The sequence below is a fragment of the Mumia xiangluensis genome (assembly GCF_010994095.1).
Classification (GTDB): domain Bacteria; phylum Actinomycetota; class Actinomycetes; order Propionibacteriales; family Nocardioidaceae; genus Mumia; species Mumia xiangluensis.
In genome coordinates this window covers 43,625-65,184 of record NZ_WJYO01000002.1, presented here as the reverse complement: position 1 = coordinate 65,184, position 21,560 = coordinate 43,625, and the positions used below count along the sequence as shown (strand labels likewise).

Here is a 21,560-nt window from a genome sequence, read left to right as displayed (position 1 = left end):
GGCCGCCTTGTCGATATGACAATTCCCCGAGCGTTGCGTTAACGTCACAGCCGGTGACTCCGGCGTTCCCGGTGCACCGACAGGGTGAGAAGTTCCGGTACTGGGTGATAGCGCAAGGGGCGTCAGTGAGTCTGTGGGAGTTCGTTCAAGACCGCTGGTCGCTGCTGTGGTTCCAGGGTTACCAGCACGTCAGTCTCGTCATCCAGTCGCTGATCGTGGCCACGCTGCTCGCACTGGTCCTCGCGTGCCTGTCGTACCGCTCGTCGCGCGTCACCTCCGTCGCGCTCTCGGCCAGCTCGGTCGGGCTGACGTTCCCGTCCTTCGCGCTCTTCGGCCTCCTCATCGCCTTCATCCCGAACGGCGTCACGGTGTCGGTCGTCGCGCTGGCCTTCTACGGGACGCTCCCGATCCTGCGCAACGCCGTCGTCGGCCTGGCCCGGGTCGACCCGGGCCTCGTCGAGTCGGCCCGCGGCATGGGCATGAGCCGGACCGCAACGCTGCTGCGGCTGGAGATCCCGCTCGCCTGGCCGGTGATCATCACCGGCATCCGGATCTCGGCGCAGATGCTGATGGGCATCGCGGCGATCGCCGCGTACGCGTCCGGGCCGGGCCTGGGCTCGTTCATCTTCTCCGGGCTGTCGCGCATCGGCGGCGCCAACGCGACCAACTCCGCATGGGCGGGAACGCTGGCCATCGTGGTCCTGGCGGTCCTGCTCGATCTCGTCCTCAACCTGCTGGGGCGACTGACCACCTCGAGGGGTATCCGTGTCTGAGACCGACGTGACGAACGCCGACCTGCCCGCCGACGGTCCCGAGCCGCAGGTCCACGGCCAGCGGATCCTCCTCGACGGCGTGACGAAGCGCTACCCGGGCCAGAAGGCGCCCGCCGTCGACGACATCACGCTGGAGATCCCGGCCGGCGAGATCGTGATGCTCGTCGGGCCCTCGGGCTGCGGCAAGACGACGACGCTGAAGATGATCAACCGGCTGATCGAGCCGAGCGAGGGACGCATCCTCATCGGCGACGAGGACGTCACCCACAAGGACCCCGACGAGCTCCGCCGCCATGTCGGCTACGTGATCCAGGGTGCCGGGCTGTTCCCGCACCTGACGGTCGCCAAGAACATCGCGCTCGTCCCCAGGCTGCTCGGCTGGGACAAGGCCAGGATCGAGGCACGCGTCACCGAGATGCTCGAGCTGGTCAACCTGGAGCCTGACCAGTACGCGAGCCGTTATCCGCGGGAGCTCTCCGGCGGGCAGCAGCAGCGGGTCGGCGTCGCGCGGGCTCTCGCAGCCGATCCGCCCGTGCTGCTGATGGACGAGCCCTTCGGCGCGGTGGACCCGATCACGCGGCAGCGGCTCCAGGACGAGCTGCTGCGCCTGCAGGAGGAGCTGCGCAAGACGATCGTGTTCGTCACCCACGACTTCGACGAGGCGGTGAAGCTGGGGGACCGGATCGCGATCCTCCAGGTCGGCTCCGCGATCGCTCAGTACGACACCCCGGAGGCGATCCTCGCCAACCCGGCCAACGAGTTCGTGGAGGGCTTCATCGGTCACGGCGCCGCGCTCAAGCAGCTGACGTTGACCAGGGTGCGTGACGTCGACCTCCACGAGGCGGCCGTCGCCCGCGTCGGCGACGACCCGGCGCAGGCCGTCGCCGCGGCGGAAGAGCTCGGTCGCGAGCACGTCATCGTCCTCGACGGCGCGGGCCGCCCCCTCCGCTGGCTGCCGCTGCGGGCTCTGCGCCGTCCGGACGCGCTCACCCGGGTCGCTCGCGACGAGAACCTCGAGTCCGTGAGTCTCGCCTCCACCCTCAACGACGCGCTCGACGAGATGCTGACGTCGTCGCACGGCGTCGTGGTGGTGACCGGCCGCCGGGGCCGCTACGAAGGCGTCGTCCGGATCGAGACCGTCATGGAGGCCATGCAAGGGCTGCAGTCCCCGGCCCACGAGGCCGGGCGGGTCACGCGGTGAGCATCGCCACCGGCCCCGCGGCCACGGAGGACGTCGCCGACGCGAGCACCACGACGACGGCCGACGGCGCCGCGCCGATGCGTCGAGGCCGCGCAGTCGGCCAGCTCGTCGCGTGCCTCGCGGTGTTCGGAGCGCTCCTCGTCTACGTCGCGGTCGCCGACCTGTCGTCGGTCGAGGCCCGAAACCTGAGCACCACGCGGCTGCTGACCCTGTCCTGGCAGCACTTCCTGCTGGCGATGGCCGCTGCGCTGCTGGTGATCGTGCTGGCGATCCCGCTGGGGATCCTCCTGACCCGCGGCCCGATGCGGCGCTTCTCCACGCCCATCACCGCCGTGGCCGGCTTCGGCCAGGCCGCCCCGGCGATCGGCCTGATCGTGATCGCCGCGCTCTACTTCGGCACCGGTCGGTTCCCGTTCGTCTGCGCCCTCGCGGTGTACGGGATCCTCCCGGTCCTCGCCAACGTCGTCACCGGCATCGACGGCGTCGACCCGCGTCTCGTCGAGGCCGCCCGCGGCATGGGGATGTCGGCGTTCAGCACGCTCGTACGCGTCGAGCTGCCGCTGGCGATCCCCGTGATCATGACCGGCGTCCGTACGGCGCTGGTGCTGATGACCGGCACCGCGGCCCTCGGGGGCTTCGTCAACGCCGGTGGCCTCGGGACGCTGGTCAACACCGGCATCAAGCTCGGCCTCGACAACGTCCTGATCGTCGGCGCGCTGGCGATCGCGGCCCTCGCCCTGTTCATCGACTGGCTCGCCCGCATCATCGAGATGGCGGCGACGCCGAAGGGACTCTGACTCCGATGCGTACCCCAGACGCCCGTCCCCGCGTCACCCTGCTGCGCCGTACGCTCGCCGGCGTCGCCGCCGTCACCGCGGCCGCGATGATCGGAGGCTGCGGCCTCGAGAACGCCAACGGCTACATCGCCCCCGCCGAGCCTGCCGCCATCGAGCAGCACGACTCGCTCGAGGGGGTCGAGATCACCGTCGGGTCGAAGGACTTCACCGAGCAGCTGATCCTCGGCAACATGTACGCCACCGTGCTGCAGACCGCCGGCGCGACCGTCACGAACCGCAGCAACATCGCGGGCAGCGTCGGTGTCCGCAACGCGCTGCTCAACGGGTCGGTCGACGTCTCGCCGGAGTACACCGGCACCGGCTGGATCAGCTATCTCGGTCACGACAAGCCCGTCAAGGGCGAGCAGGAGCAGTGGCAGGCGGTCCACGACGAGGACCTCGGCAACGGCCTGACCTGGCTACCGTTCAGCCCGGTGAACAACACGTACGCGTTCGCGATGGGGCCGGACGCGAGCAAGAAGCTCGGCATCACCAGCCTGTCGGAGATCAAGGACCTGCCGGTCGCGGAGCGGACGTTCTGCGTGGAGGACGAGTTCTTCAGCCGGGAGGACGGGTTCCAGCCGATGCTCGCGACGTACGGGCTCGAGTACGGCAAGGACGTGCCGGCCGGCAACGTGTTGCGGATGGACACCGGCGTCGTGTACGACGCGACCGCCCGCGGCGAATGCAACTTCGGCGAGGTGTTCACGACCGACGGGCGCATCCTCGCGCTCGACCTCGCCGTGCTCGAGGACGACAAGGGTTTCTTCCCGCTGTACAACCTCGCTCCGGTGATCCAGACCGACCTGGTCGAGCAGCACCCGGAGATCGCCGAGGTCTTCGCGCAGCTGCAGCCGCTGCTCACGAACGAGGTGCTGCTGGAGCTGAACGCGCAGGTCGACGTCGACGGAGGAGAGCCCGCCCTGGTCGCCCGTGACTGGCTGCGGGAACAGGGCCTGGTCGAGTGACACCAGGCCACCGCGCCCCCGAGAGACCTGCCTCACACGTGTAGGCTGACGAGCGAAAGACATCCTTTAACCACCGTCCCGTGAGGCGGAGAAGGAGGTCAGTCGGTGTCTGCGCACACCCCTGATTCCGTGCCCCCATCGTCGGGCACCCTCGGCACATCGTCCACCGTCGTCCTCGATGCAGGTGACATCTCCCGCGCTCTGACGCGGATCACCCACGAGATCATCGAGAAGAACCGCGGTGCCTCCCAGGTCGTGGTCCTCGGCATCCCGACCCGCGGCGTCGAGCTCGGTCGCCGGGTCGCCGAGCGCATGAGCGAGGTCGACGGACACCCCGTCCCGTACGGCTCGCTCGACATCACGATGTACCGCGACGACCTGCGGCTCAAGCCGGCCCGCGCCCTCGAACGCACCGACATCCCCGTCGACCTCGACGACCGCGTCGTCGTCCTCGTCGACGACGTCCTCTTCTCCGGCCGGACCATCCGCGCCGCTCTCGACGCCCTCAACGACCTCGGCCGCCCCCGTGCGGTCCAGCTCGCGGTCCTCGTCGACCGGGGCCACCGCGAGCTGCCGATCCGCGCGGACTTCGTCGGCAAGAACCTCCCGACGTCGCTCGCCGAGCAGGTGAAGGTCACGGTCAGCGGCGTCGACGAGCGGGACGAGGTCCGGATCGTCTCCGCAGCCAGGACCGTTCCGGGGGAGGGCGCCTGATGCGACACCTCCTCTCCACGGGCGACCTGAGCCGCGACGACGCGGTCCTCCTCCTCGACACCGCCGAGGAGATGCTGAGCGTCGCGCAGCGCCCGATCAAGAAGCTGCCGACGCTGCGTGGCCAGACGGTCGTCAACCTGTTCTTCGAGGACTCGACCCGCACCCGCATCTCGTTCGAGGCGGCGGCCAAGCGCCTGTCCGCCGACGTCATCAACTTCGCCGCCAAGGGGTCGAGCGTCTCCAAGGGCGAGAGCCTCAAGGACACCGCGCTGACCCTGCAGGCGATGGGCGCCGACGCGGTCGTGATCCGCCACGGCGCCTCCGGTGCGCCGGCCCGCCTCGCTCGGGCCGGATGGATCGACTCGGCGATCCTCAACGCAGGCGACGGCTCGCACGAGCACCCGACCCAGGCGCTCCTCGACGCGTTCACGATGCGCCGCCACCTCGCCCCGAGCGGCGACCGGAGCCTCGAGGGTCGCCGCGTCGCGATCGTCGGCGACGTCCTGCACAGCCGGGTCGCCCGCTCCAACGCGCTGCTGCTCGCGACCCTCGGCGCCGAGGTGACGCTGGTCGCTCCGCCCACCCTCATGCCGTACGGCGTGGAGTCGTGGCCGGTCGAGACCTCGTACGACCTCGACACCGTCCTCGCGAAGTCCGACGCCGTCATGATGCTGCGCGTCCAGACCGAGCGCATGAACGCCGCGTTCTTCCCCAGCGCCCGCGAGTACAGCCGGCGCTACGGCCTCGACAGCAGGCGCATGGCCAAGCTTCCCGAGCACGCGATCGTCATGCACCCCGGGCCGATGAACCGCGGCATGGAGATCACCGCCGACGTCGCCGACTCGGTGCGCTCGGTGATCGTCGAGCAGGTCACCAACGGCGTCGCCGTCCGGATGGCCGCGCTCTACCTCCTCCTCAGCGGCGCACGCGATGCCGCGACCACCTCCCCAGCGACCACCGCAGACCTCACAGAAGGACAGGCATGACCGCCTACGTCATCCGCAACGCATCGATCCTCGGCGCGGACGTCGCGGACGTACGCATCGTCGACGGCGTCATCGCCGAGATCGGCACCACGCTCGACACCTCGGACGTCGAGGTGATCGACGCCGACGGCCTGATCGCCCTCCCGGGTCTGGTCGACCTCCACACGCACCTGCGCGAGCCCGGCCGCGAGGACGCCGAGACGGTCGAGACGGGCACCCGCTCGGCTGCCGCCGGCGGCTTCACCCTGGTCCACGCGATGGCCAACACCGACCCGGTCGCCGACACCGCCGGCGTCGTCGAGCAGGTGTGGCGGCTCGGTCGTGAACACGGCTACTGCGACGTCGCGCCCGTCGGCGCCGTCACCGTCGGCCTGGCGGGGGAGAAGCTCGCCGAGCTCGGCGCCATGGCCGACTCCGCCGCCCGCGTCCGGGTGTTCTCCGACGACGGCAAGTGCGTCTCGGACGCCGTGCTGATGCGCAGGGCACTGGAGTACGTGAAGGCGTTCGACGGCGTCATCGCCCAGCACGCGCAGGAGCCGCGGCTCACCGAGGGCGCGCAGATGAACGAGGGCGAGCTGTCCGGCGTCCTCGGCCTCACCGGCTGGCCCGCAGTCGCCGAGGAGGCGATCATCGCGCGCGACGTCCTCCTCGCCGAGCACGTCGGGTCCCGCCTGCACGTCTGCCACCTCTCGACCCGCGGCTCCGTCGAGATCGTCCGCTGGGCGAAGTCCCGCGGCATCGACGTCACCGCCGAGGTCACCCCGCACCACCTGCTGCTGACCGACGAGCTCGCCGCGACGTACGACCCGATCTACAAGGTCAACCCGCCCCTGCGGACCGCCGACGACGTCGCCGCGCTGCGCGAGGCCCTCGCCGAGGGCGTCATCGACATCGTCGCCACCGACCACGCCCCGCACCCCAGCGAGGACAAGGACTGCGAGTGGGCCGCCGCGGCGTTCGGCATGATCGGCCTCGAGACCGCGCTGTCGGTCGTGCAGCACACGATGGTCGACACCGGCCTGCTCGACTGGGCAGGCGTCGCCGACCGCATGTCCGCACGCCCCGCCGCGATCGGGCGGGTCGCGTCCCACGGCCGCCCGCTCGCCGTCGGCGAGCCCGCCAACATCGTCCTGTACGACCCGAGCGCGAGCCGCGTCGTCCGACCGGAGGACACCGTGTCGATGTCTCGCAACACCCCGTACCGCGGCATCGAGCTGCCGGGCAAGGTCGTCGCGACCTTCCTGCGCGGGAGACCTACCGTCCTTGACGGCACCGTTGTTGATGAGGCGAGTGTTGAGGAGGTGTCGGCATGACCCGGGTTCCCGCGATCCTCGTGCTCGAGGACGGGCGCACCTTCCGTGGCGAGTCGTACGGCGCCCTCGGCGAGACCGTGGGCGAGGCGGTGTTCTCCACGGGCATGACCGGCTACCAGGAGACGCTCACCGACCCGTCGTACCGCCGTCAGGTCGTCGTCATGACGGCCCCGCACGTCGGCAACACCGGTGTGAACCCCGAGGATCCCGAGTCCGGCCGCATCTGGGTCGCGGGCTACGTCGTCCGCGACCCCGCCCGGGTCGCGAGCAGCTGGCGCGCCACCCGCACGCTCGAGGACGAGCTCGTCGAGCAGGGGATCGTCGGCATCAGCGGCATCGACACCCGCGCGCTGACCCGCCACCTGCGTGAGCGCGGGGCCATGCGCGTCGGCATCAGCACGGTGTCGGAGGACGCCGACGCCCTCCTGGCCACGGTGCAGGCCGCACCCCAGATGAGCGGAGCGGACCTCGCGGGAGAGGTGACCACGGCGGAGCCGTACGTCGTCCCCGCCGTCGGAGACAAGCGCCTCACCGTCGCCGCCGTCGACCTCGGCATCAAGGCCATGACCCCGCACCGGATGGCCGAGCGCGGCATCGAGGTCCACGTGCTGCCCGCCGACACGACGCTCGAGCAGGTCCGGGCGACCGGCGCGGACGGCGTCTTCTTCTCGAACGGTCCTGGCGACCCCGCCGCGGCCACCGAGGCGGTCGCGCTGCTGCGCGACGTGCTCGCGGACGGGACGCCGTTCTTCGGCATCTGCTTCGGCAACCAGATGCTCGGGCGTGCGCTCGGGCTGGACACGTTCAAGCTCAAGTACGGCCACCGCGGCATCAACCAGCCCGTGATGGACCGCACCACCGGCAAGGTCGAGGTGACCGCGCACAACCACGGTTTCGCGGTGGCGTGGCCGACCGATCTCGAGACGGCCGTCGAGACGCCGTACGGCGAGGCCTCGGTGAGCCACGTGTGCCTGAACGACGACGTCGTCGAGGGCCTCGAGGTCCGCGACGCCGAGGGTGGTCTGCGGGCGTTCAGCGTCCAGTACCACCCGGAGGCGGCGGCCGGCCCGCACGACGCCGAGTACCTCTTCGACCGGTTCGCCGAGCTCATGCTCGCGCGTGCCGGTTCCGAGACGACCGAAGGGACGGCGCTCTGATGCCCCGCCGCGACGACATCTCCTCCGTGCTGGTCATCGGGTCCGGCCCGATCGTGATCGGCCAGGCCTGCGAGTTCGACTACTCCGGGACCCAGGCCTGCCGCGTGCTGCGCGACGAGGGCCTGCGCGTGGTGCTGGTGAACTCCAACCCGGCCACGATCATGACCGACCCCGAGTTCGCCGACGCCACGTACGTCGAGCCGATCACGCCGGAGTTCGTCGAGCGCGTGATCGCGAAGGAGCGCCCCGACGCGCTGCTCGCCACGCTCGGCGGCCAGACCGCGCTCAACACCGCCATGGCGCTCGACGCCGCCGGCGTCCTCGAGAAGTACGGCGTCGAGCTGATCGGTGCCTCGGTCGAGGCGATCGAGAAGGGCGAGAACCGCGAGTCCTTCAAGGCGATCGTCGAGGGTCTGCCCGAGGCCTGGGCGGCGGAGGTCGCGCGCTCGGCGATCTGCCACTCGATGAGCGACTGTCTCGGCGCGGTCGAGGATCTGGGCTACCCGGTCGTGGTCCGTCCCTCGTACACGATGGGCGGCGTCGGCTCCGGCATCGCCCGCGACGAGGAGGAGCTGCACCGCATCGCCGGCGCCGGCCTCGCCGCCAGCCCGACCACCGAGGTGCTCCTGGAGGAGTCGATCCTCGGCTGGAAGGAGTACGAGCTGGAGGTGATGCGCGACAAGGCCGACAACGTCGTGATCGTCTGCTCCATCGAGAACCTCGACCCGATGGGTGTCCACACCGGCGACTCCATCACCGTCGCTCCAGCGATGACTCTGACCGACCGCGAGTACCAGCGCCTGCGGGACATCGCGATCGGCGTCATCCGCGAGGTCGGCGTCGACACCGGCGGCTGCAACATCCAGTTCGCGGTGAACCCCGAGGACGGCCGCATCGTCGTCATCGAGATGAACCCGCGCGTCTCCCGCTCGAGCGCGCTCGCGTCGAAGGCAACCGGTTTCCCGATCGCCAAGATCGCCGCCAAGCTCGCGATCGGCTACACCCTCGACGAGATCCCGAACGACATCACCCGCGAGACGCCGGCCAGCTTCGAGCCGACGCTCGACTACGTCGTCGTGAAGGTGCCGCGGTTCGCGTTCGAGAAGTTCCCGTCCGCCGACCAGCGCCTGACGACCCACATGAAGTCGGTCGGTGAGGCGATGGCCATCGGCCGCAACTTCACCGAGGCCCTCCAGAAGGCGCTGCGGTCGCTCGAGCGGCCCAACGCCGCGTTCGACTGGCACCGCGAGTGGGTCGATCTCGACAAGGACGCCCTCCTGGCCGAGATCTCCGTCCCGCACGACGGCCGCCTCAAGAAGGTCATGGACGCCATGCGGGCGGGCGCGACCCCCGAGGAGCTGTTCGAGGCCACGAAGATCGACCCGTGGTTCCTCGACCAGCTCGCGCTGATCAACGAGATCGCCGCCGAGGTCACCGCCGCCGACGAGCTCACGCCCGGCCTGCTGCGCAAGGCGAAGCGTCACGGCTTCTCCGACGAGCAGCTCGGCAAGATCCGCGGGATGAGCGCAGACGTCGTCCGCGGCGTCCGTCACGCGCTCGGCATCCGTCCGGTCTACAAGACCGTCGACACCTGTGCGGCCGAGTTCGCGGCACGCACGCCGTACCACTACTCGTCGTACGACGAGGAGACCGAGGTCGAGCCGCGTGAGCGGCCGGCGGTGCTGATCCTCGGCTCCGGGCCCAACCGGATCGGCCAGGGCATCGAGTTCGACTACTCGTGCGTCCACGCGTCGCTCGCGCTCTCGGAGGCGGGCTACGAGACGGTGATGGTCAACTGCAACCCGGAGACGGTGTCGACGGACTACGACACCTCCGACCGCCTCTACTTCGAGCCGTTGACGCTCGAGGACGTCCTCGAGGTGATCCACGCGGAGCGGCAGGCCGGTCCTGTGGTGGGCGTCGTCGTCCAGCTCGGCGGCCAGACCCCGCTGGGGCTCGCAGCGGCGCTGGAGCGCGAGGGCGTCCCGATCGTCGGCACGTCGCCGGCGGCGATCGACCTCGCCGAGCACCGCGGCGCGTTCGGCCGGGTCCTCGCCGACGCCGGGCTCCCCGCGCCGAAGCACGGCACGGCGACATCGTTCCCCGGGGCCAAGAAGGTCGCCGACGAGATCGGCTACCCGGTGCTGGTGCGTCCCTCGTACGTCCTGGGCGGGCGCGGCATGGAGATCGTGTACGACGAGGGTGCGCTGGCCGACTACATCGAGCGCGCGACCGAGATCTCGCCCGAGCACCCCGTGCTGGTCGACCGGTTCCTCGACGACGCGGTCGAGATCGACGTCGACGCGCTGTACGACGGCACCGACCTCTACCTCGGCGGCGTGATGGAGCACATCGAGGAGGCCGGCATCCACTCCGGCGACTCGTCGTGCGCGCTGCCGCCGATCACGCTCGGCGCCGAGGACCTCGCGAAGATCCGGGTCTCGACCCGGGCGATCGCCGAGGGCGTCGGGGTCCGCGGGCTCATCAACATCCAGTTCGCGCTGAGCTCGGACGTGCTCTACGTCCTCGAGGCCAACCCGCGCGCCTCGCGCACGGTGCCGTTCGTGTCGAAGGCGACCGGCGTCCCGCTCGCGAAGGCTGCCGCACGCCTGATGCTCGGCGAGTCGATCGCCGAGCTGCGCGCCGCCGGCGTCCTCCCCGCGACCGGCGACGGCTCCGACCTCGGCCCGGACGCGCCGAGCGCCGTCAAGGAGGCCGTGATGCCGTTCAACCGGTTCCGGACCCTCGAGGGCAAGACCGTGGACACGCTCCTCGGGCCCGAGATGCGTTCGACCGGCGAGGTCATGGGCATCGACGCGCTGTTCGGCACGGCGTTCGCGAAGGCCCAGGCCGGCGCGCAGGAGGGTCTCCCGACCTCGGGCAAGGTCTTCGTGTCGGTCGCCAACCGCGACAAGCGCCACATGATCTTCCCGATCAAGCGGCTCGCCGACCTCGGGTTCGAGATCGTGGCGACCTCCGGCACCGCCGAGGTGCTCCGACGCAACGGCGTCACCGCCACCGTCGTACGCAAGCTGAGCGAGTCCGCCGCCGGTGGCCGCGAGCTGATCGACATGATCGCGACCGGCGAGGTGCGCCTGGTCGTCAACACCCCGCACGGCTCCACCTCCGGCGGCAGCCCGCGCGTCGACGGGTACGAGATCCGTACCGCCGCGATCAGCGCCGGGGTCCCGTGCATCACCACCGTCCAGGGCCTCGCAGCCGCGGTCCAGGGCATCGAGGCCGCTCGCGAGGGCGGTGTCGGCGTCCGCTCGCTCCAGGAGTGGGCCACCGCCGTACGGATGGGAGCCGACGCGTGAGCGCGAACCGGAGCGGAGGCACGCCGAGGTCCGAGGTGTGCCGGGGCAAGGTACCCGAGCGCTCGGGCAAGGCAGGTGCGGCGTGAGTGCCACGCAGTCCGCCGGGACGGTCGTCTCCCGCACGCCGGTCGGCGACTACCACCACCTGGTGATCGCCGCGGAGGGCATCGCCGAACATGCGCGTCCGGGCCACTTCGTGGCGCTGGCGATCGGCGGGGTCGACAGCGGCATGCTGCTGCGGCGCGCGTTCTCGATCTACCGCACGTCCACCACCGGGCGGCACGGCGAGACCGTCGAGATCGTGTTCGCGGCGCACGGCAAGGGCACCCGATGGATGGCCGACCTCGCGCCGGGCGACCCGATCGACGTCGTCGGTCCGGTCGGCCGCCCGTTCGCGCTCCCGAAGGAGCCCGTCTCGTGCGTGCTCGTCGGCGGCGGCTACGGGTCCGCACCGATGTTCTCGCTCGCGACCGCCCTGCGCGACCGCGGCTGCCCCGCACACCTGGTGCTCGGTGCCGCCACGACCCCTCGACTGTTCGGGCTGTCCGACGCGAACAAGGTCGGCTCGTCGGTGCACGTGACCACCGAGGACGGATCGACCGGCACCCGTGGTCGCGTCACGGACGTGCTCGGCGACCTCGTCGACACCACCGACGCCGCCGTCGTGTACGCGTGCGGTCCGATGGGGATGCTGCGCGCGGTGGCCGACGTCGCCGAGGACAACGGTGCCTGGAGCCAGTGCGCGGTCGAGGAGTCGATGGCCTGCGGGATCGGGGTCTGCATGACCTGCGTCCTGCCCGTCGAGGGAGAGGACGGGATCGTCCGGATGGTGCGCAGCTGTGTCGACGGGCCCGTCTTCCGTGGGGACCGCGTGCGATGGGACGCCGTCGGGACCATCCCGCCGGGGACGCTCGGAGGCCCGCGATGAGCTACGCCCCGCACGACTTCGGCGGCCCGATCTCGCCCGACGAGGTCGACCTCTCGGTCGACCTGTGCGGCGTCGCGCTGCCCAACCCGGTCATGACCGCCTCGGGGTGCGCCGCCGCGGGACGCGAGCTAGACCAGTTCTTCGACGTCGCCGAGCTCGGCGCGATCGTCACGAAGTCGATCATGCTGAACCCGCGCTCCGGCCGCGCGACCCCGCGGATGGCGGAGACGCCCTCGGGGATGCTCAACTCGATCGGCCTGCAGGGCCCCGGCATCGACGCGTTCCTCGCCCGCGACCTCCCGTGGCTCGTCCAGCGCGGTGCCCGCGCGGTCGTCTCGATCGCGGGTGACAAGCCCGCCGACTACGTCGAGCTCGCCCGTCGCGTCGGTCAGGCGCCCGGCGTCGCCGCGATCGAGGTCAACATCTCGTGCCCGAACGTCGAGAACCGAGGCCTCGTGTTCGCCTGCGACGCGGAGTCCTCGTACCGCGTGATCGAGGAGTGCCGACCGCACATCCCCGACGACATCCCCGTGTTCGCGAAGCTGACGCCGGACGTCACCGACATCGCGACGATCGCCGGAGCCGTCGCCGACGCGGGCGCCGACGGTGTCACGGTCATCAACACGCTGCTCGGGCTCACGATGGACCCGGACACCCTTCGACCCCGCCTCGGCGGCGTCACCGGCGGCCTCAGCGGGCCGGCGGTGCGGCCGGTGGCCGTCCGCGCGGTCTGGCAGATCCGCAAGGCCCTGCCCGACCTGCCGATCCTCGGCGTCGGCGGCATCCGCACCGGCTTCGACGCCCTCGAGTTCGTGCTCGCCGGCGCCGACGCCGTCCAGGTCGGCACCGTCATCTTCAACGACCCGGGCGCGCCGATGCGTGTCGTGCGCGAGCTGCGCGACGAGCTCGCCGTCCGGGGCATCCGGTCGCTCGACACGGTCAGGAACGCAGCACATGGCTGAAGGAGCAGACGTGACCCCGTTCGGAGCCCGCCTCAGCGAGGCAGTCAGCGCGTACGGTCCGCTGTGCGCCGGCATCGACCCGCACGCGTCGCTGCTCGCGGACTGGGGACTGACCGACGACGTGGCCGGGCTCGAGACGTTCGCGTCGACGGTCGTGGAGGCGCTCGCCGGTGAGGTCGCCGTCGTGAAGCCGCAGTCGGCGTTCTTCGAGCGCCACGGCGCCGCGGGTGTCGCGGTCCTCGAGCGCACGATCCAGGACGCCCGTGCCGCGGGTCTCCTCGTGCTCCTCGACGTCAAGCGCGGAGACATCGGGTCGACGGCCGCCGCGTACGCCGACGCGTACCTCGACGCCGCCTCGCCGATGCAGGTCGACGCGGTCACGGTCAGCCCGTACCTCGGCTTCGGCTCGCTCGAGCCCTTCCTGGCGACGGCGGAGCGCAACGGGGGAGGCGTCTTCGTCCTCGCGCTGACCTCCAACCCCGAGGGCCCCGAGGTCCAGCACGCCCGGATCGGAGAGCGTACGGTCGCCGGCGCGATGCTGGACCACCTCCGGGAGCGCAACGCGGAGGCGTCTCCGCAGGGCTCGTACGGCGCCGTGGTCGGCGCGACGGTCGGCGAGCTGACCGAGGACGTGGACATCAACGGCCCGCTGCTGATCCCCGGCTTCGGGGCTCAGGGCGGCACGGTGGCCGATCTGCGACGCCTCTTCGGACCGGTGTGGGAGCACGTCCTGCCGGCCAGCTCGCGCGGCATCCTCGCCGCCGGGCCGGACGTGGCGTCGCTGCGCCGGGCGGCGCGTGCCGTCCGCGACGAGCTCGCCTGACGGGCACCCGTGCTCGCTGAGCCGGCGTCCCGCTAGGGTGACAACCGCCGTGCGGCGACGTCCCTCGACCCGGTCGCTGTGCAGGGCTCCGCTGACGCGGATTCCGACCACACCTGGCCGCGCTGCGGCCGCACACCAAGGAGCACCACCCATGCGCCGATTCACGTTCGCCCTCGCGAGCGCCACGCTCGCCGTCGCCACCCTCGCCGGCTGCGGCGGGGACAGCGACGAGGCCTACTGCGACGCCGTCGACGCCGCCGGCAAGAAGCTGAGCGACGTCGCTGCTGCCGACGACCTCGGTGACGCGATCGACAGCCTCAAGAAGGTCCGCGACGAGGCGTCGGGCGAGACCAAGGAGAACTGGGACACGCTGATCACCTCGATCGAGACCCTCCAGGGCGGCGACGCCAGCAGCGCCGAGGACCTCGACCAGGACAAGATCAAGGACGCGAGCGACCAGATCGTCAAGCAGGTCAAGGACACCTGCGACATCAACCTCGAAGAGCTCAACTGACCGACCGCGACAGCGGCCCTCCCGGACTCCGGGAGGGCCGCTGCGCAGTCGCCCCCGCTCGACCCCTCTGCGCGCTGATCCTCCGCTCGCCGACTAGGCTGTCGGCGGCTCGCGAACGACGCGGCGACTTCTGGTTGCCGCCGCGCGGACGCTCTCGCTAAGTTCACTGCATCGACCCGACCCGTACGAGGTGACCCACGTTGGCTCTTCCTCCGCTCACCCCTGAACAGCGCCAGGCCGCGCTGGAGAAGGCTGCGGCCGCGCGCCGGGAGCGCGCTGAGATCAAGAACCGTCTGAAGCGCTCCGGCGCATCCCTGTCAGAGGTTCTCGAAGAGGGCCAGACCAACGACGTGGTCGGCAAGATGAAGGTCTACGACCTCCTCCAGTCGATGCCCGGGCTCGGCAAGATCCGGGCCCGCCAGCTGATGGAGAAGATCGGCATCGCGGAGTCGCGCCGGGTGCGCGGCCTCGGGGTCAAGCAGATCGCGGCTCTGGAGCACGAGTTCGCGAATCGTGGCTGATGCGGTGACCCCAGCGGGCGGGCCGGTGCCTCGCCGGCTCGTCGTGCTCGCGGGCCCGACCGCCGTCGGCAAGGGCACGGTCGCCGCCGCGGTGCGTGCCGCGCACCCCGAGATCTGGATCTCGGTGTCGGCGACGACCCGTGCGCCGCGGCCCGGTGAGGTCGACGGTGTCCACTACCACTTCGTGACGCCCGAGGAGTTCGACCGCTTGGTCGACGAGGGGCAGATGCTCGAGTGGGCGGTCGTCCACGGCACGAACCGCTACGGTACGCCGCGGCAGCCGGTCGTCGACCACCTGAACGCGGGCGTCCCCGCCCTGCTCGAGATCGATCTCCAGGGCGCCCGGCAGGTCCGAGAGGCCATGCCGGACGCTCTGTTCGTGTTCCTCAAGCCCCCGTCGTGGGACGAGCTGGTCAGCCGGCTGGTCGGTCGAGGCACCGAGGACGAGGCCGAGCGCACCCGCCGTCTCGCCACCGCCGAGGTCGAGCTGGCGGCCGAGGACGAGTTCGACGTCACGGTCGTCAACGCCGAGGTCCGCCAGGCGTGTGCCGAGTTGGTAGCATTGATCGAGAATCCCCCCGACATCGTTCGGGGAACACCCACGACTCCCTTGTGAGGCCACCACGTGTCCGGCACCCAGGCTGCCCCTGAAGGCATCACCTACCCGCCCATCGACGATCTGCTCGGCAAGGTCGGCTCGAAGTACGAGCTCGTCCTGGTGAGCGCCAAGCGCGCCCGTCAGATCAACGCCTACTACGCCCAGCTGGGTGAGGGGCTCCTCGAGTACGTCGGCCCGCTCCTCGACACCCACGTCCAGGAGAAGCCCCTCTCGATCGCGCTGCGCGAGATCGACGGCGGTCTGCTCCAGACCGAGGCGGAGCCCGCGGAGGGCCAGGACGCCGAGCAGGCCTGACCTGACGGCAGCCTGCAGCCGATGAGCACGGTCGTCCTGGGCGTGGGCGGCGGGATCGCCGCCTACAAGGCCGCCGAGATCCTTCGTCGCTTCACCGAGTCCGGCCACCGGGTGCGGGTCGTCCCCACCACGGCGGCGCTCAAGTTCGTCGGAGCGCCGACGTGGGAGGCACTGTCGGGTCAACCCGTCAGCACCGACGTCTTCACGTCGGTGCCCGAGGTGCCGCACGTCGCGATCGGTCAGGGCGCGGACCTGGTCGTCGTCGCACCAGCGACCGCCGACCTCCTCGCCAAGGCTGCACACGGCCTGGCCGACGACCTCCTCACCAACACGCTGCTCACCGCCCGGTGCCCGATCGTGATGGCGCCGGCGATGCACACCGAGATGTGGGAGCACCCCGCGACGCAGGCCAACGTCGAGACCCTGCGGGCGCGGGGCGTCGTCGTCCTCGAGCCCGCCGTCGGGCGCCTCACCGGCAAGGACACCGGCAAGGGGCGACTCCCGGAGCCTGCCGACATCGTCGAGACGGCGATGGCCGTCCTCGAGCGCGGCGAAGCGCGTACGGCCGACCTGGCGGGCTTGAGAGTCCTGGTCAGCGCCGGCGGCACCCGTGAATACCTCGACCCGGTCCGCTACCTCGGCAACCGGTCGTCCGGCCGGCAGGGAGTCGCGCTCGCACAGGCGGCCGCGGCACGCGGCGCGAAGGTGACGCTGGTCGCCGCCAACGTCGCCGTGCCGGTCCCCGCCGGGGTCGACGTCGTCCGCGTCGAGACGACGGCCGAGCTGTACGACGCGATGCTGGAACGCAGCGGAGCCGCCGACGCCGTCGTGATGGCCGCCGCACCCGCCGACTTCCGGCCGGCGTCGGTCGCGACCACCAAGATCAAGAAGAACGACGAGGGCACCGTCCCCGACGTCACCCTCGTCCAGAACCCCGACATCCTGCGTGCGCTGGTCGACGAGCGCCAGGATCGCCGCATGCCGCTGATCGTCGGCTTCGCCGCCGAGACCGGCGACGAGACCGCCGGCGTGCTCGAGCACGCGCGGGCCAAGCTGGCCCGCAAGGGCTGCGACCTGCTCGTGGTCAACGACGTCAGCGACGGCAAGGCCTTCGACCGCCCCGAGAACGAGGTCGTCCTCCTCGGGAAGGACGGCACCGTCACCGAGGTTCCGCTCGGCGCGAAGCTCACCGTCGCGCACGCGATCTGGGATTCTGTCGCTCAGCGCGTGGACAAGGGTGATTCGTGGCCGCCCCGGGTATAACGTTGGCCGTCTCCACCACTTTCGGCAGCCGAAAGGACAATCCGTGAGCCGCCTGTTCACCTCCGAGTCCGTGACCGAGGGTCACCCTGACAAGATCGCTGACCAGATCAGCGACAGCGTGCTCGACGCGTTGCTCGCCGAGGACCCGCACTCGCGCGTGGCCTGCGAGACCTTCGTGACCACGGGACTCGTTCTCGTCGGTGGCGAGGTGACGACGAAGACCTACGCGCCCATCGCGCGCATCGCGCGCGACCGCATCCTCGAGATCGGCTACGACTCGTCGACCAAGGGCTTCGACGGTGAGTCGTGCGGTGTCCAGGTCACGATCGGCCAGCAGTCGCCCGACATCGCGCAGGGCGTCGACGCTGCCTACGAGGAGCGTGCCGAGGGGTCCGGCGACCCGCTCGACGGCCAGGGCGCCGGCGACCAGGGCCTGATGTTCGGCTTCGCGTGCGACGAGACGCCCGAGCTGATGCCGCTGCCGATCACGGTCGCGCACCGCCTCGCCGAGCGGCTCACCGCCGTCCGCAAGGACGGGACCGTGCCCTACCTGCGCCCTGACGGCAAGACCCAGGTCACCATCGAGTACGACGACAACGACGTGCCGGTGCGCATCGACACGGTCGTGGTCTCCACGCAGCACGCCGCCGACATCGACCTCGAGGCGATGCTCGCGCCGGACATCAAGAAGCACGTCGTCGACGCGGTCCTGGACGGCTTCTCGATCGACCACTCCGACTACCGGCTCCTGGTCAACCCGACCGGCAAGTTCGAGATCGGCGGCCCGATGGGCGACGCTGGCCTGACCGGTCGCAAGATCATCGTCGACACCTACGGCGGCTACGCCCGTCACGGTGGCGGCGCGTTCTCCGGCAAGGACCCGAGCAAGGTCGACCGCTCCGCCGCATACGCGATGCGCTGGGTCGCCAAGAACATCGTCGCCGCCGGTCTCGCCCGCAAGGTCGAGGTCCAGGTCGCGTACGCGATCGGCAAGGCTCACCCGGTCGGCTTCTACCTCGACACCTTCGGCACCGAGACGGTCCCGGTCGAGCAGATCCGCAAGGCGGTCCTCGACGTGTTCGACCTGCGTCCGGCCGCCATCGTGCGCGATCTCGACCTCAAGCGCCCGATCTACGCGAAGACCGCCGCCTACGGCCACTTCGGCCGTGAGCTGCCGGAGTTCACCTGGGAGGCCACCGACCGCGCCGACGCGCTCCGCGCGGCCGCAGGGGCCTGATCCGACACCGGGTGACGGACAACCACGACGCACAGCCGGCGCTGGTGCAGGACATGGATCCTGCGCCGGCGCCGTCTGCGTCCGACCCGCGTCTCGTCGGCGCCGCCGAGCACCTGCCGATCGCCCGCGTCGTGGCCGACGTGAGCCTCGCGCACCTCGACCGGCCGTTCGACTACCTGGTCCCCGCCGATCTCGACGAGGACGCGGTCCCTGGCTGCCGGGTGATCGTGCGGTTCGCGGGCAAGCAGGTCGGAGGCTTCGTCCTCGAGCGCGTCGCCTCGACCGAGCACACCGGTCGGCTCGGCCGGATCTCACGCGTGCTGTCGCCGGAGGTCGTCCTGCGGCCCGACGTCGTACGCCTGTGCCGTGAGGTCGCGGACCGGTACGCGGGCGTGTTCGCCGACGTCGTACGCCTCGCGGTCCCTCCGAGGCACGCCCGAGCCGAGAAGAAGGCGGGTCCCGACGTCGCGACCGATCCGCTCGGTCCGCCTGCGGACGACGCGTGGGAGCCGTACGCCGGTGGGGCGGCGTACGTCGCCGCGCTCGCCGCGGGGGAGTCGCCGCGGGCGGTGTGGAGCGCGGTGCCGCCGGAGCCGCCGGAGCGAGCACTGGCCCAGGCGGTCGACGCCACGCTGCGCTCGGGGCGCGGTGCGGTGGTGTGCGTGCCCGACGTGAGCGACGTCGCGCGTGCCGACGCGGCGTTCCGTGACGTCCTCGGCCCGGGCCGCCACGTGGTGCTCACGGCCGACCTCGGGCCGTCCGCACGCTACGCAGCCTTCCTGGCGCTCGCCCGAGGGCAGGTCCGTGCCGTCGTAGGCACGCGGGCGGCCGCGTTCGCGCCCGTGCACGACCTCGGCCTGGTCGCGGTCTGGGACGACGGCGACGACCTGCTCGCCGAGCCCCGTGCCCCGTACCCGCACGCACGCGAGGTGCTGCTCACCCGAGCGTGGGACAGCGGCTGTGCGGTGCTGGTGGGCGGCCACGCCCGTACGGCGGAGGCGCAGCAGCTGGTCGCGTCCGGGTGGTGCGCCTCCCTGACAGCACCGATGGCACGCCGCCGGGCGAGCTGGGCCCGCCTCTCGATCGACGCGGGCGCGGGCGCCCTGCAGGCCGCCCGGATCCCTGGTGCCGCGTTCGCGGCGGTGCGCGCAGGGCTGGAGTCCGGACCGGTCCTGGTCCAGGTGCCGCGCGCCGGATACCGTGCCGCGCTCGCGTGCCAGGACTGTCGTACGCCCGCACGCTGCGCGCAGTGCACGGGCCCGCTCGCGCAGACCGGCGCGGGGGACGTGCCGCGGTGCCGCTGGTGCGGCACGGCCGCGATGGACTGGGCCTGCGCGTCGTGCGGCGGACGTCGGTTGCGTGCCCCGGTCGCGGGGGAGCGGCGGACCGCCGAGGAGCTCGGCCGCGCGTTCCCCGGCGTGCGCGTGCGCAGCTCGGTCGGGGATGCCGTGCTCACCGAGGTCCCGGCGGAGCCGGCGATCGTCGTGGCGACCCCCGGCGCCGAGCCGCACGCCGACGGCGGGTACGCCGCCGCGCTCCTGCTCGACACCGGTGCTGCCCTCGCCCGGCCCGACCTCCGCACGTACGAGGAGTCGCTGCGTCGCTGGCTGAACGCCGCCGCGCTGGTCCGCCCGTCGGGTGCGGGCGGCCGGGTGGTCGCCGTCGGAGAGCCGGCGCTGCCGGTGCTGCAGGCCCTGGTCCGTGCGGACCCGGTCGGCCACGCCGAGCGTGAGCTGGCCTCGCGGCTCGATGCCCGCCTTCCGCCCGCCGTACGCCTCGCCGCCGTCGAGGGCGAGCTCCCCGCACTGCGCGACCTCGCCGCGGGCCCATGGCCGCAGCCGGCGCAGGTGCTCGGTCCCGTCGAGCTGCGCGCCGCCGACCCCGAGGAGGAGCATCCGTGGGGTCGGCTCATCGTCGCCGTCCCGCGAGCGGAGGGGGCAGCGCTCGCACGCCGTCTGCAGGTGGCACAGTCCGAGCGGTCGGTCCGCAAGCTCCGGCCGTACCGGATCACCGTCGACCCGCAGTCGCTCGGCTGACGCCGGCGCGCCGCCGTACGCAGGGCGGCGCGGGGCGTCACGCGTAGTCGGCGACCACCCGCTGCCGTACGCCGTCGACCGTGACGGTGCCGCCGTAGGGGAGGATCCACTGCGGGCGAGTGTGGCCGAAGGGGATGCCGACGACGACGACCGCGTCCGGGTTGTACGCCGCGATCGTCGCGACCGCTGCCTCGCGCTGCGCGTCGCGAAGACGTCGACGCTCGTCCTCCGGCGGACGCTGCTCGAGGTCGGAGGTCGGAGGTCGGGCGACGAGGACGGCGTCGACCGCTCGGAGGAGGCCGCGCTCGCCGATCGAGCGGAGGATCCGGCCTACGGTCTGCGCGGACGGCAGCTCCTCGGAGGTCTCGACGAGCAGGACGCCACCCTCGAGCACGCTCGGCGGCAACGGGAACCGGTTCGCGGTGAGGATCCACTCGAGTATCTCCAGGCAGCCGCCCCACGTGCGCCCGGTAACGATCCGCGGAGGGCCGTGCCACGACCACGGCTCGGTGGCGTCGCGCTCGCCGTACGACGTCAGCGAGGCCGGGTCCGTCCACGGCACGCCGGTGTCCTCCGACACGCCGGGGTCGGTCACCTCCAGGGTCCCTCCGTCGAGCAGGGCGGCCCGTAACGATGCTGCGTGCACGGCGTCGACCCCCGGTCCGGCGCCGAGGTGGACCTGCGTCGACCCGCCGTAGAAGCCGCCGACGCCGTTCACCCAGAGCCAGTTCAGGAGGTTCGTGTTGTCGCTGTAGCCGACGAACGGCTTCGGGTCGGCGCGGGCGACCTCCGGATCGAGGTGGCGGACCACGGTGATCTGGTCGTCGCCGCCGATGGTGGCGACGACGGCACGGATCTCAGGGTCGGCGAACGCCGCCTCGAGGTCGTGCGCCCGCGCCTCGGGAGAGGAGTCGGCCCGCGTCGTCGGGTACTCGACGGGGACGAGGCCGGTGACCTCACGCAGGCGCCGCAGCGCCTGCTCGTGGAGCGCGGGGAAGTGCGCCGGGGCGGCCCACGACGGGGAGACCACGGCGATGCGGTCCCCGGGGCGCGGCTTCGGCGGGCGGACGATTCTGTGCTCCGGCGGGTGCATACCGT

20 protein-coding genes are annotated in these 21,560 nt (G+C 71.6%); 19 read left to right on the top strand and 1 reads right to left on the bottom strand.

From position 1 onward, the window contains the following. The first annotated feature begins 125 nt into the window (after positions 1 to 125). From GH747_RS06440 to GH747_RS06350, 19 genes are all read left to right on the top strand, one after another. The gene (locus GH747_RS06440) at positions 126 to 773 is read left to right on the top strand and encodes an ABC transporter permease (protein WP_149768780.1); all 648 of its coding nucleotides are present in this window, start codon (positions 126 to 128) and stop codon (positions 771 to 773) included. Further along, positions 766 to 1,974, top strand: coding sequence for an ABC transporter ATP-binding protein (locus GH747_RS06435; RefSeq protein ID WP_276208337.1), 1,209 nt, complete (start codon positions 766 to 768; stop codon positions 1,972 to 1,974). The genes GH747_RS06440 and GH747_RS06435 overlap by 8 nt, the downstream gene beginning before the upstream one ends. Continuing rightward, on the top strand, positions 1,971 to 2,771 hold the full coding sequence (locus tag GH747_RS06430) for an ABC transporter permease (protein ID WP_205602826.1): 801 nt from the start codon (positions 1,971 to 1,973) through the stop codon (positions 2,769 to 2,771). The genes GH747_RS06435 and GH747_RS06430 overlap by 4 nt, the downstream gene beginning before the upstream one ends. 5 nt (positions 2,772 to 2,776) lie before the next feature. Further along, a complete protein-coding gene (locus GH747_RS06425) occupies positions 2,777 to 3,778 on the top strand; it encodes a glycine betaine ABC transporter substrate-binding protein (RefSeq protein ID WP_149768779.1) in 1,002 nt (333 codons plus the stop codon). Positions 3,779 to 3,883: 105 nt separating this feature from the next. Then, a complete protein-coding gene (pyrR, locus tag GH747_RS06420; protein ID WP_456085352.1) occupies positions 3,884 to 4,492 on the top strand; it encodes a bifunctional pyr operon transcriptional regulator/uracil phosphoribosyltransferase PyrR in 609 nt (202 codons plus the stop codon). Next, positions 4,492 to 5,478 carry an aspartate carbamoyltransferase catalytic subunit gene (locus tag GH747_RS06415; RefSeq protein ID WP_205602824.1) on the top strand — a complete coding sequence of 329 codons (987 nt, stop codon included), beginning with the start codon at positions 4,492 to 4,494 and terminating at the stop codon, positions 5,476 to 5,478. Before pyrR ends, GH747_RS06415 begins: the two co-directional genes overlap by 1 nt. Next, positions 5,475 to 6,791 (top strand): dihydroorotase, encoded by a 1,317-nt coding sequence (locus tag GH747_RS06410; protein WP_149768777.1) that lies wholly within the window; start codon positions 5,475 to 5,477, stop codon positions 6,789 to 6,791. Before GH747_RS06415 ends, GH747_RS06410 begins: the two co-directional genes overlap by 4 nt. Beyond that, positions 6,788 to 7,948, top strand: coding sequence for a glutamine-hydrolyzing carbamoyl-phosphate synthase small subunit (gene carA / locus GH747_RS06405; protein ID WP_149768776.1), 1,161 nt, complete (start codon positions 6,788 to 6,790; stop codon positions 7,946 to 7,948). The genes GH747_RS06410 and carA overlap by 4 nt, the downstream gene beginning before the upstream one ends. After that, complete coding sequence (gene carB / locus GH747_RS06400; protein ID WP_149768775.1) at positions 7,948 to 11,265, top strand: carbamoyl-phosphate synthase large subunit; 3,318 nt, start codon at positions 7,948 to 7,950, stop codon at positions 11,263 to 11,265. Before carA ends, carB begins: the two co-directional genes overlap by 1 nt. Positions 11,266 to 11,347: 82 nt before the next feature. Beyond that, on the top strand, positions 11,348 to 12,193 hold the full coding sequence (locus GH747_RS06395; protein ID WP_149768774.1) for a dihydroorotate dehydrogenase electron transfer subunit: 846 nt from the start codon (positions 11,348 to 11,350) through the stop codon (positions 12,191 to 12,193). Beyond that, positions 12,190 to 13,155 (top strand): dihydroorotate dehydrogenase, encoded by a 966-nt coding sequence (locus GH747_RS06390; RefSeq protein ID WP_149768773.1) that lies wholly within the window; start codon positions 12,190 to 12,192, stop codon positions 13,153 to 13,155. The genes GH747_RS06395 and GH747_RS06390 overlap by 4 nt, the downstream gene beginning before the upstream one ends. Positions 13,156 to 13,165: 10 nt before the next feature. After that, positions 13,166 to 13,978, top strand: coding sequence for an orotidine-5'-phosphate decarboxylase (gene pyrF, locus GH747_RS06385; RefSeq protein WP_228552808.1), 813 nt, complete (start codon positions 13,166 to 13,168; stop codon positions 13,976 to 13,978). 151 nt (positions 13,979 to 14,129) lie between these two features. After that, the gene (locus tag GH747_RS06380; RefSeq protein ID WP_149768771.1) at positions 14,130 to 14,492 is read left to right on the top strand and encodes a hypothetical protein; all 363 of its coding nucleotides are present in this window, start codon (positions 14,130 to 14,132) and stop codon (positions 14,490 to 14,492) included. A 200-nt stretch (positions 14,493 to 14,692) separates the two neighbouring features. Further along, complete coding sequence (gene mihF, locus GH747_RS06375) at positions 14,693 to 15,013, top strand: integration host factor, actinobacterial type (protein WP_149768770.1); 321 nt, start codon at positions 14,693 to 14,695, stop codon at positions 15,011 to 15,013. Between the two features lie 4 nt (positions 15,014 to 15,017). Further along, positions 15,018 to 15,629 carry a guanylate kinase gene (gene gmk, locus GH747_RS06370; protein WP_228552807.1) on the top strand — a complete coding sequence of 204 codons (612 nt, stop codon included), beginning with the start codon at positions 15,018 to 15,020 and terminating at the stop codon, positions 15,627 to 15,629. Positions 15,630 to 15,638: 9 nt separating this feature from the next. Next, the gene (gene rpoZ, locus GH747_RS06365; protein ID WP_149768768.1) at positions 15,639 to 15,926 is read left to right on the top strand and encodes a DNA-directed RNA polymerase subunit omega; all 288 of its coding nucleotides are present in this window, start codon (positions 15,639 to 15,641) and stop codon (positions 15,924 to 15,926) included. A gap of 21 nt (positions 15,927 to 15,947) precedes the next feature. After that, positions 15,948 to 17,189 (top strand): bifunctional phosphopantothenoylcysteine decarboxylase/phosphopantothenate--cysteine ligase CoaBC, encoded by a 1,242-nt coding sequence (coaBC, locus tag GH747_RS06360; protein WP_149768767.1) that lies wholly within the window; start codon positions 15,948 to 15,950, stop codon positions 17,187 to 17,189. Between the two features lie 43 nt (positions 17,190 to 17,232). Next, positions 17,233 to 18,426 (top strand): methionine adenosyltransferase, encoded by a 1,194-nt coding sequence (gene metK / locus GH747_RS06355; protein ID WP_149768766.1) that lies wholly within the window; start codon positions 17,233 to 17,235, stop codon positions 18,424 to 18,426. A gap of 11 nt (positions 18,427 to 18,437) precedes the next feature. Continuing rightward, positions 18,438 to 20,462 carry a primosomal protein N' gene (locus tag GH747_RS06350; RefSeq protein ID WP_149768765.1) on the top strand — a complete coding sequence of 675 codons (2,025 nt, stop codon included), beginning with the start codon at positions 18,438 to 18,440 and terminating at the stop codon, positions 20,460 to 20,462. Between the two features lie 37 nt (positions 20,463 to 20,499). On the opposite strand, the gene GH747_RS06345 is transcribed toward GH747_RS06350, so the two are convergent. Continuing rightward, entirely contained in the window at positions 20,500 to 21,555 is a 1,056-nt protein-coding gene (locus tag GH747_RS06345) for a S66 family peptidase (RefSeq protein WP_149768764.1), read from the bottom strand. Between the last annotated feature and the right edge of the window lie 5 nt (positions 21,556 to 21,560).

Excerpts from the sequence above, each read along its gene's own strand:
- GH747_RS06425 (WP_149768779.1), top strand. The coding sequence starts at position 2,777 with ATGCGTACCCCAGACGCCCGTCCCCGCGTCACCCTGCTGCGCCGTACG.
- GH747_RS06345 (WP_149768764.1), bottom strand. The coding sequence starts at position 21,555 with ATGCACCCGCCGGAGCACAGAATCGTCCGCCCGCCGAAGCCGCGCCCC.
- GH747_RS06415 (WP_205602824.1), top strand. The coding sequence starts at position 4,492 with ATGCGACACCTCCTCTCCACGGGCGACCTGAGCCGCGACGACGCGGTC.
- coaBC (WP_149768767.1), top strand. The coding sequence starts at position 15,948 with ATGAGCACGGTCGTCCTGGGCGTGGGCGGCGGGATCGCCGCCTACAAG.
- carA (WP_149768776.1), top strand. The coding sequence starts at position 6,788 with ATGACCCGGGTTCCCGCGATCCTCGTGCTCGAGGACGGGCGCACCTTC.
- GH747_RS06410 (WP_149768777.1), top strand. The coding sequence starts at position 5,475 with ATGACCGCCTACGTCATCCGCAACGCATCGATCCTCGGCGCGGACGTC.
- GH747_RS06380 (WP_149768771.1), top strand. The coding sequence starts at position 14,130 with ATGCGCCGATTCACGTTCGCCCTCGCGAGCGCCACGCTCGCCGTCGCC.
- GH747_RS06390 (WP_149768773.1), top strand. The coding sequence starts at position 12,190 with ATGAGCTACGCCCCGCACGACTTCGGCGGCCCGATCTCGCCCGACGAG.
- carB (WP_149768775.1), top strand. The coding sequence starts at position 7,948 with ATGCCCCGCCGCGACGACATCTCCTCCGTGCTGGTCATCGGGTCCGGC.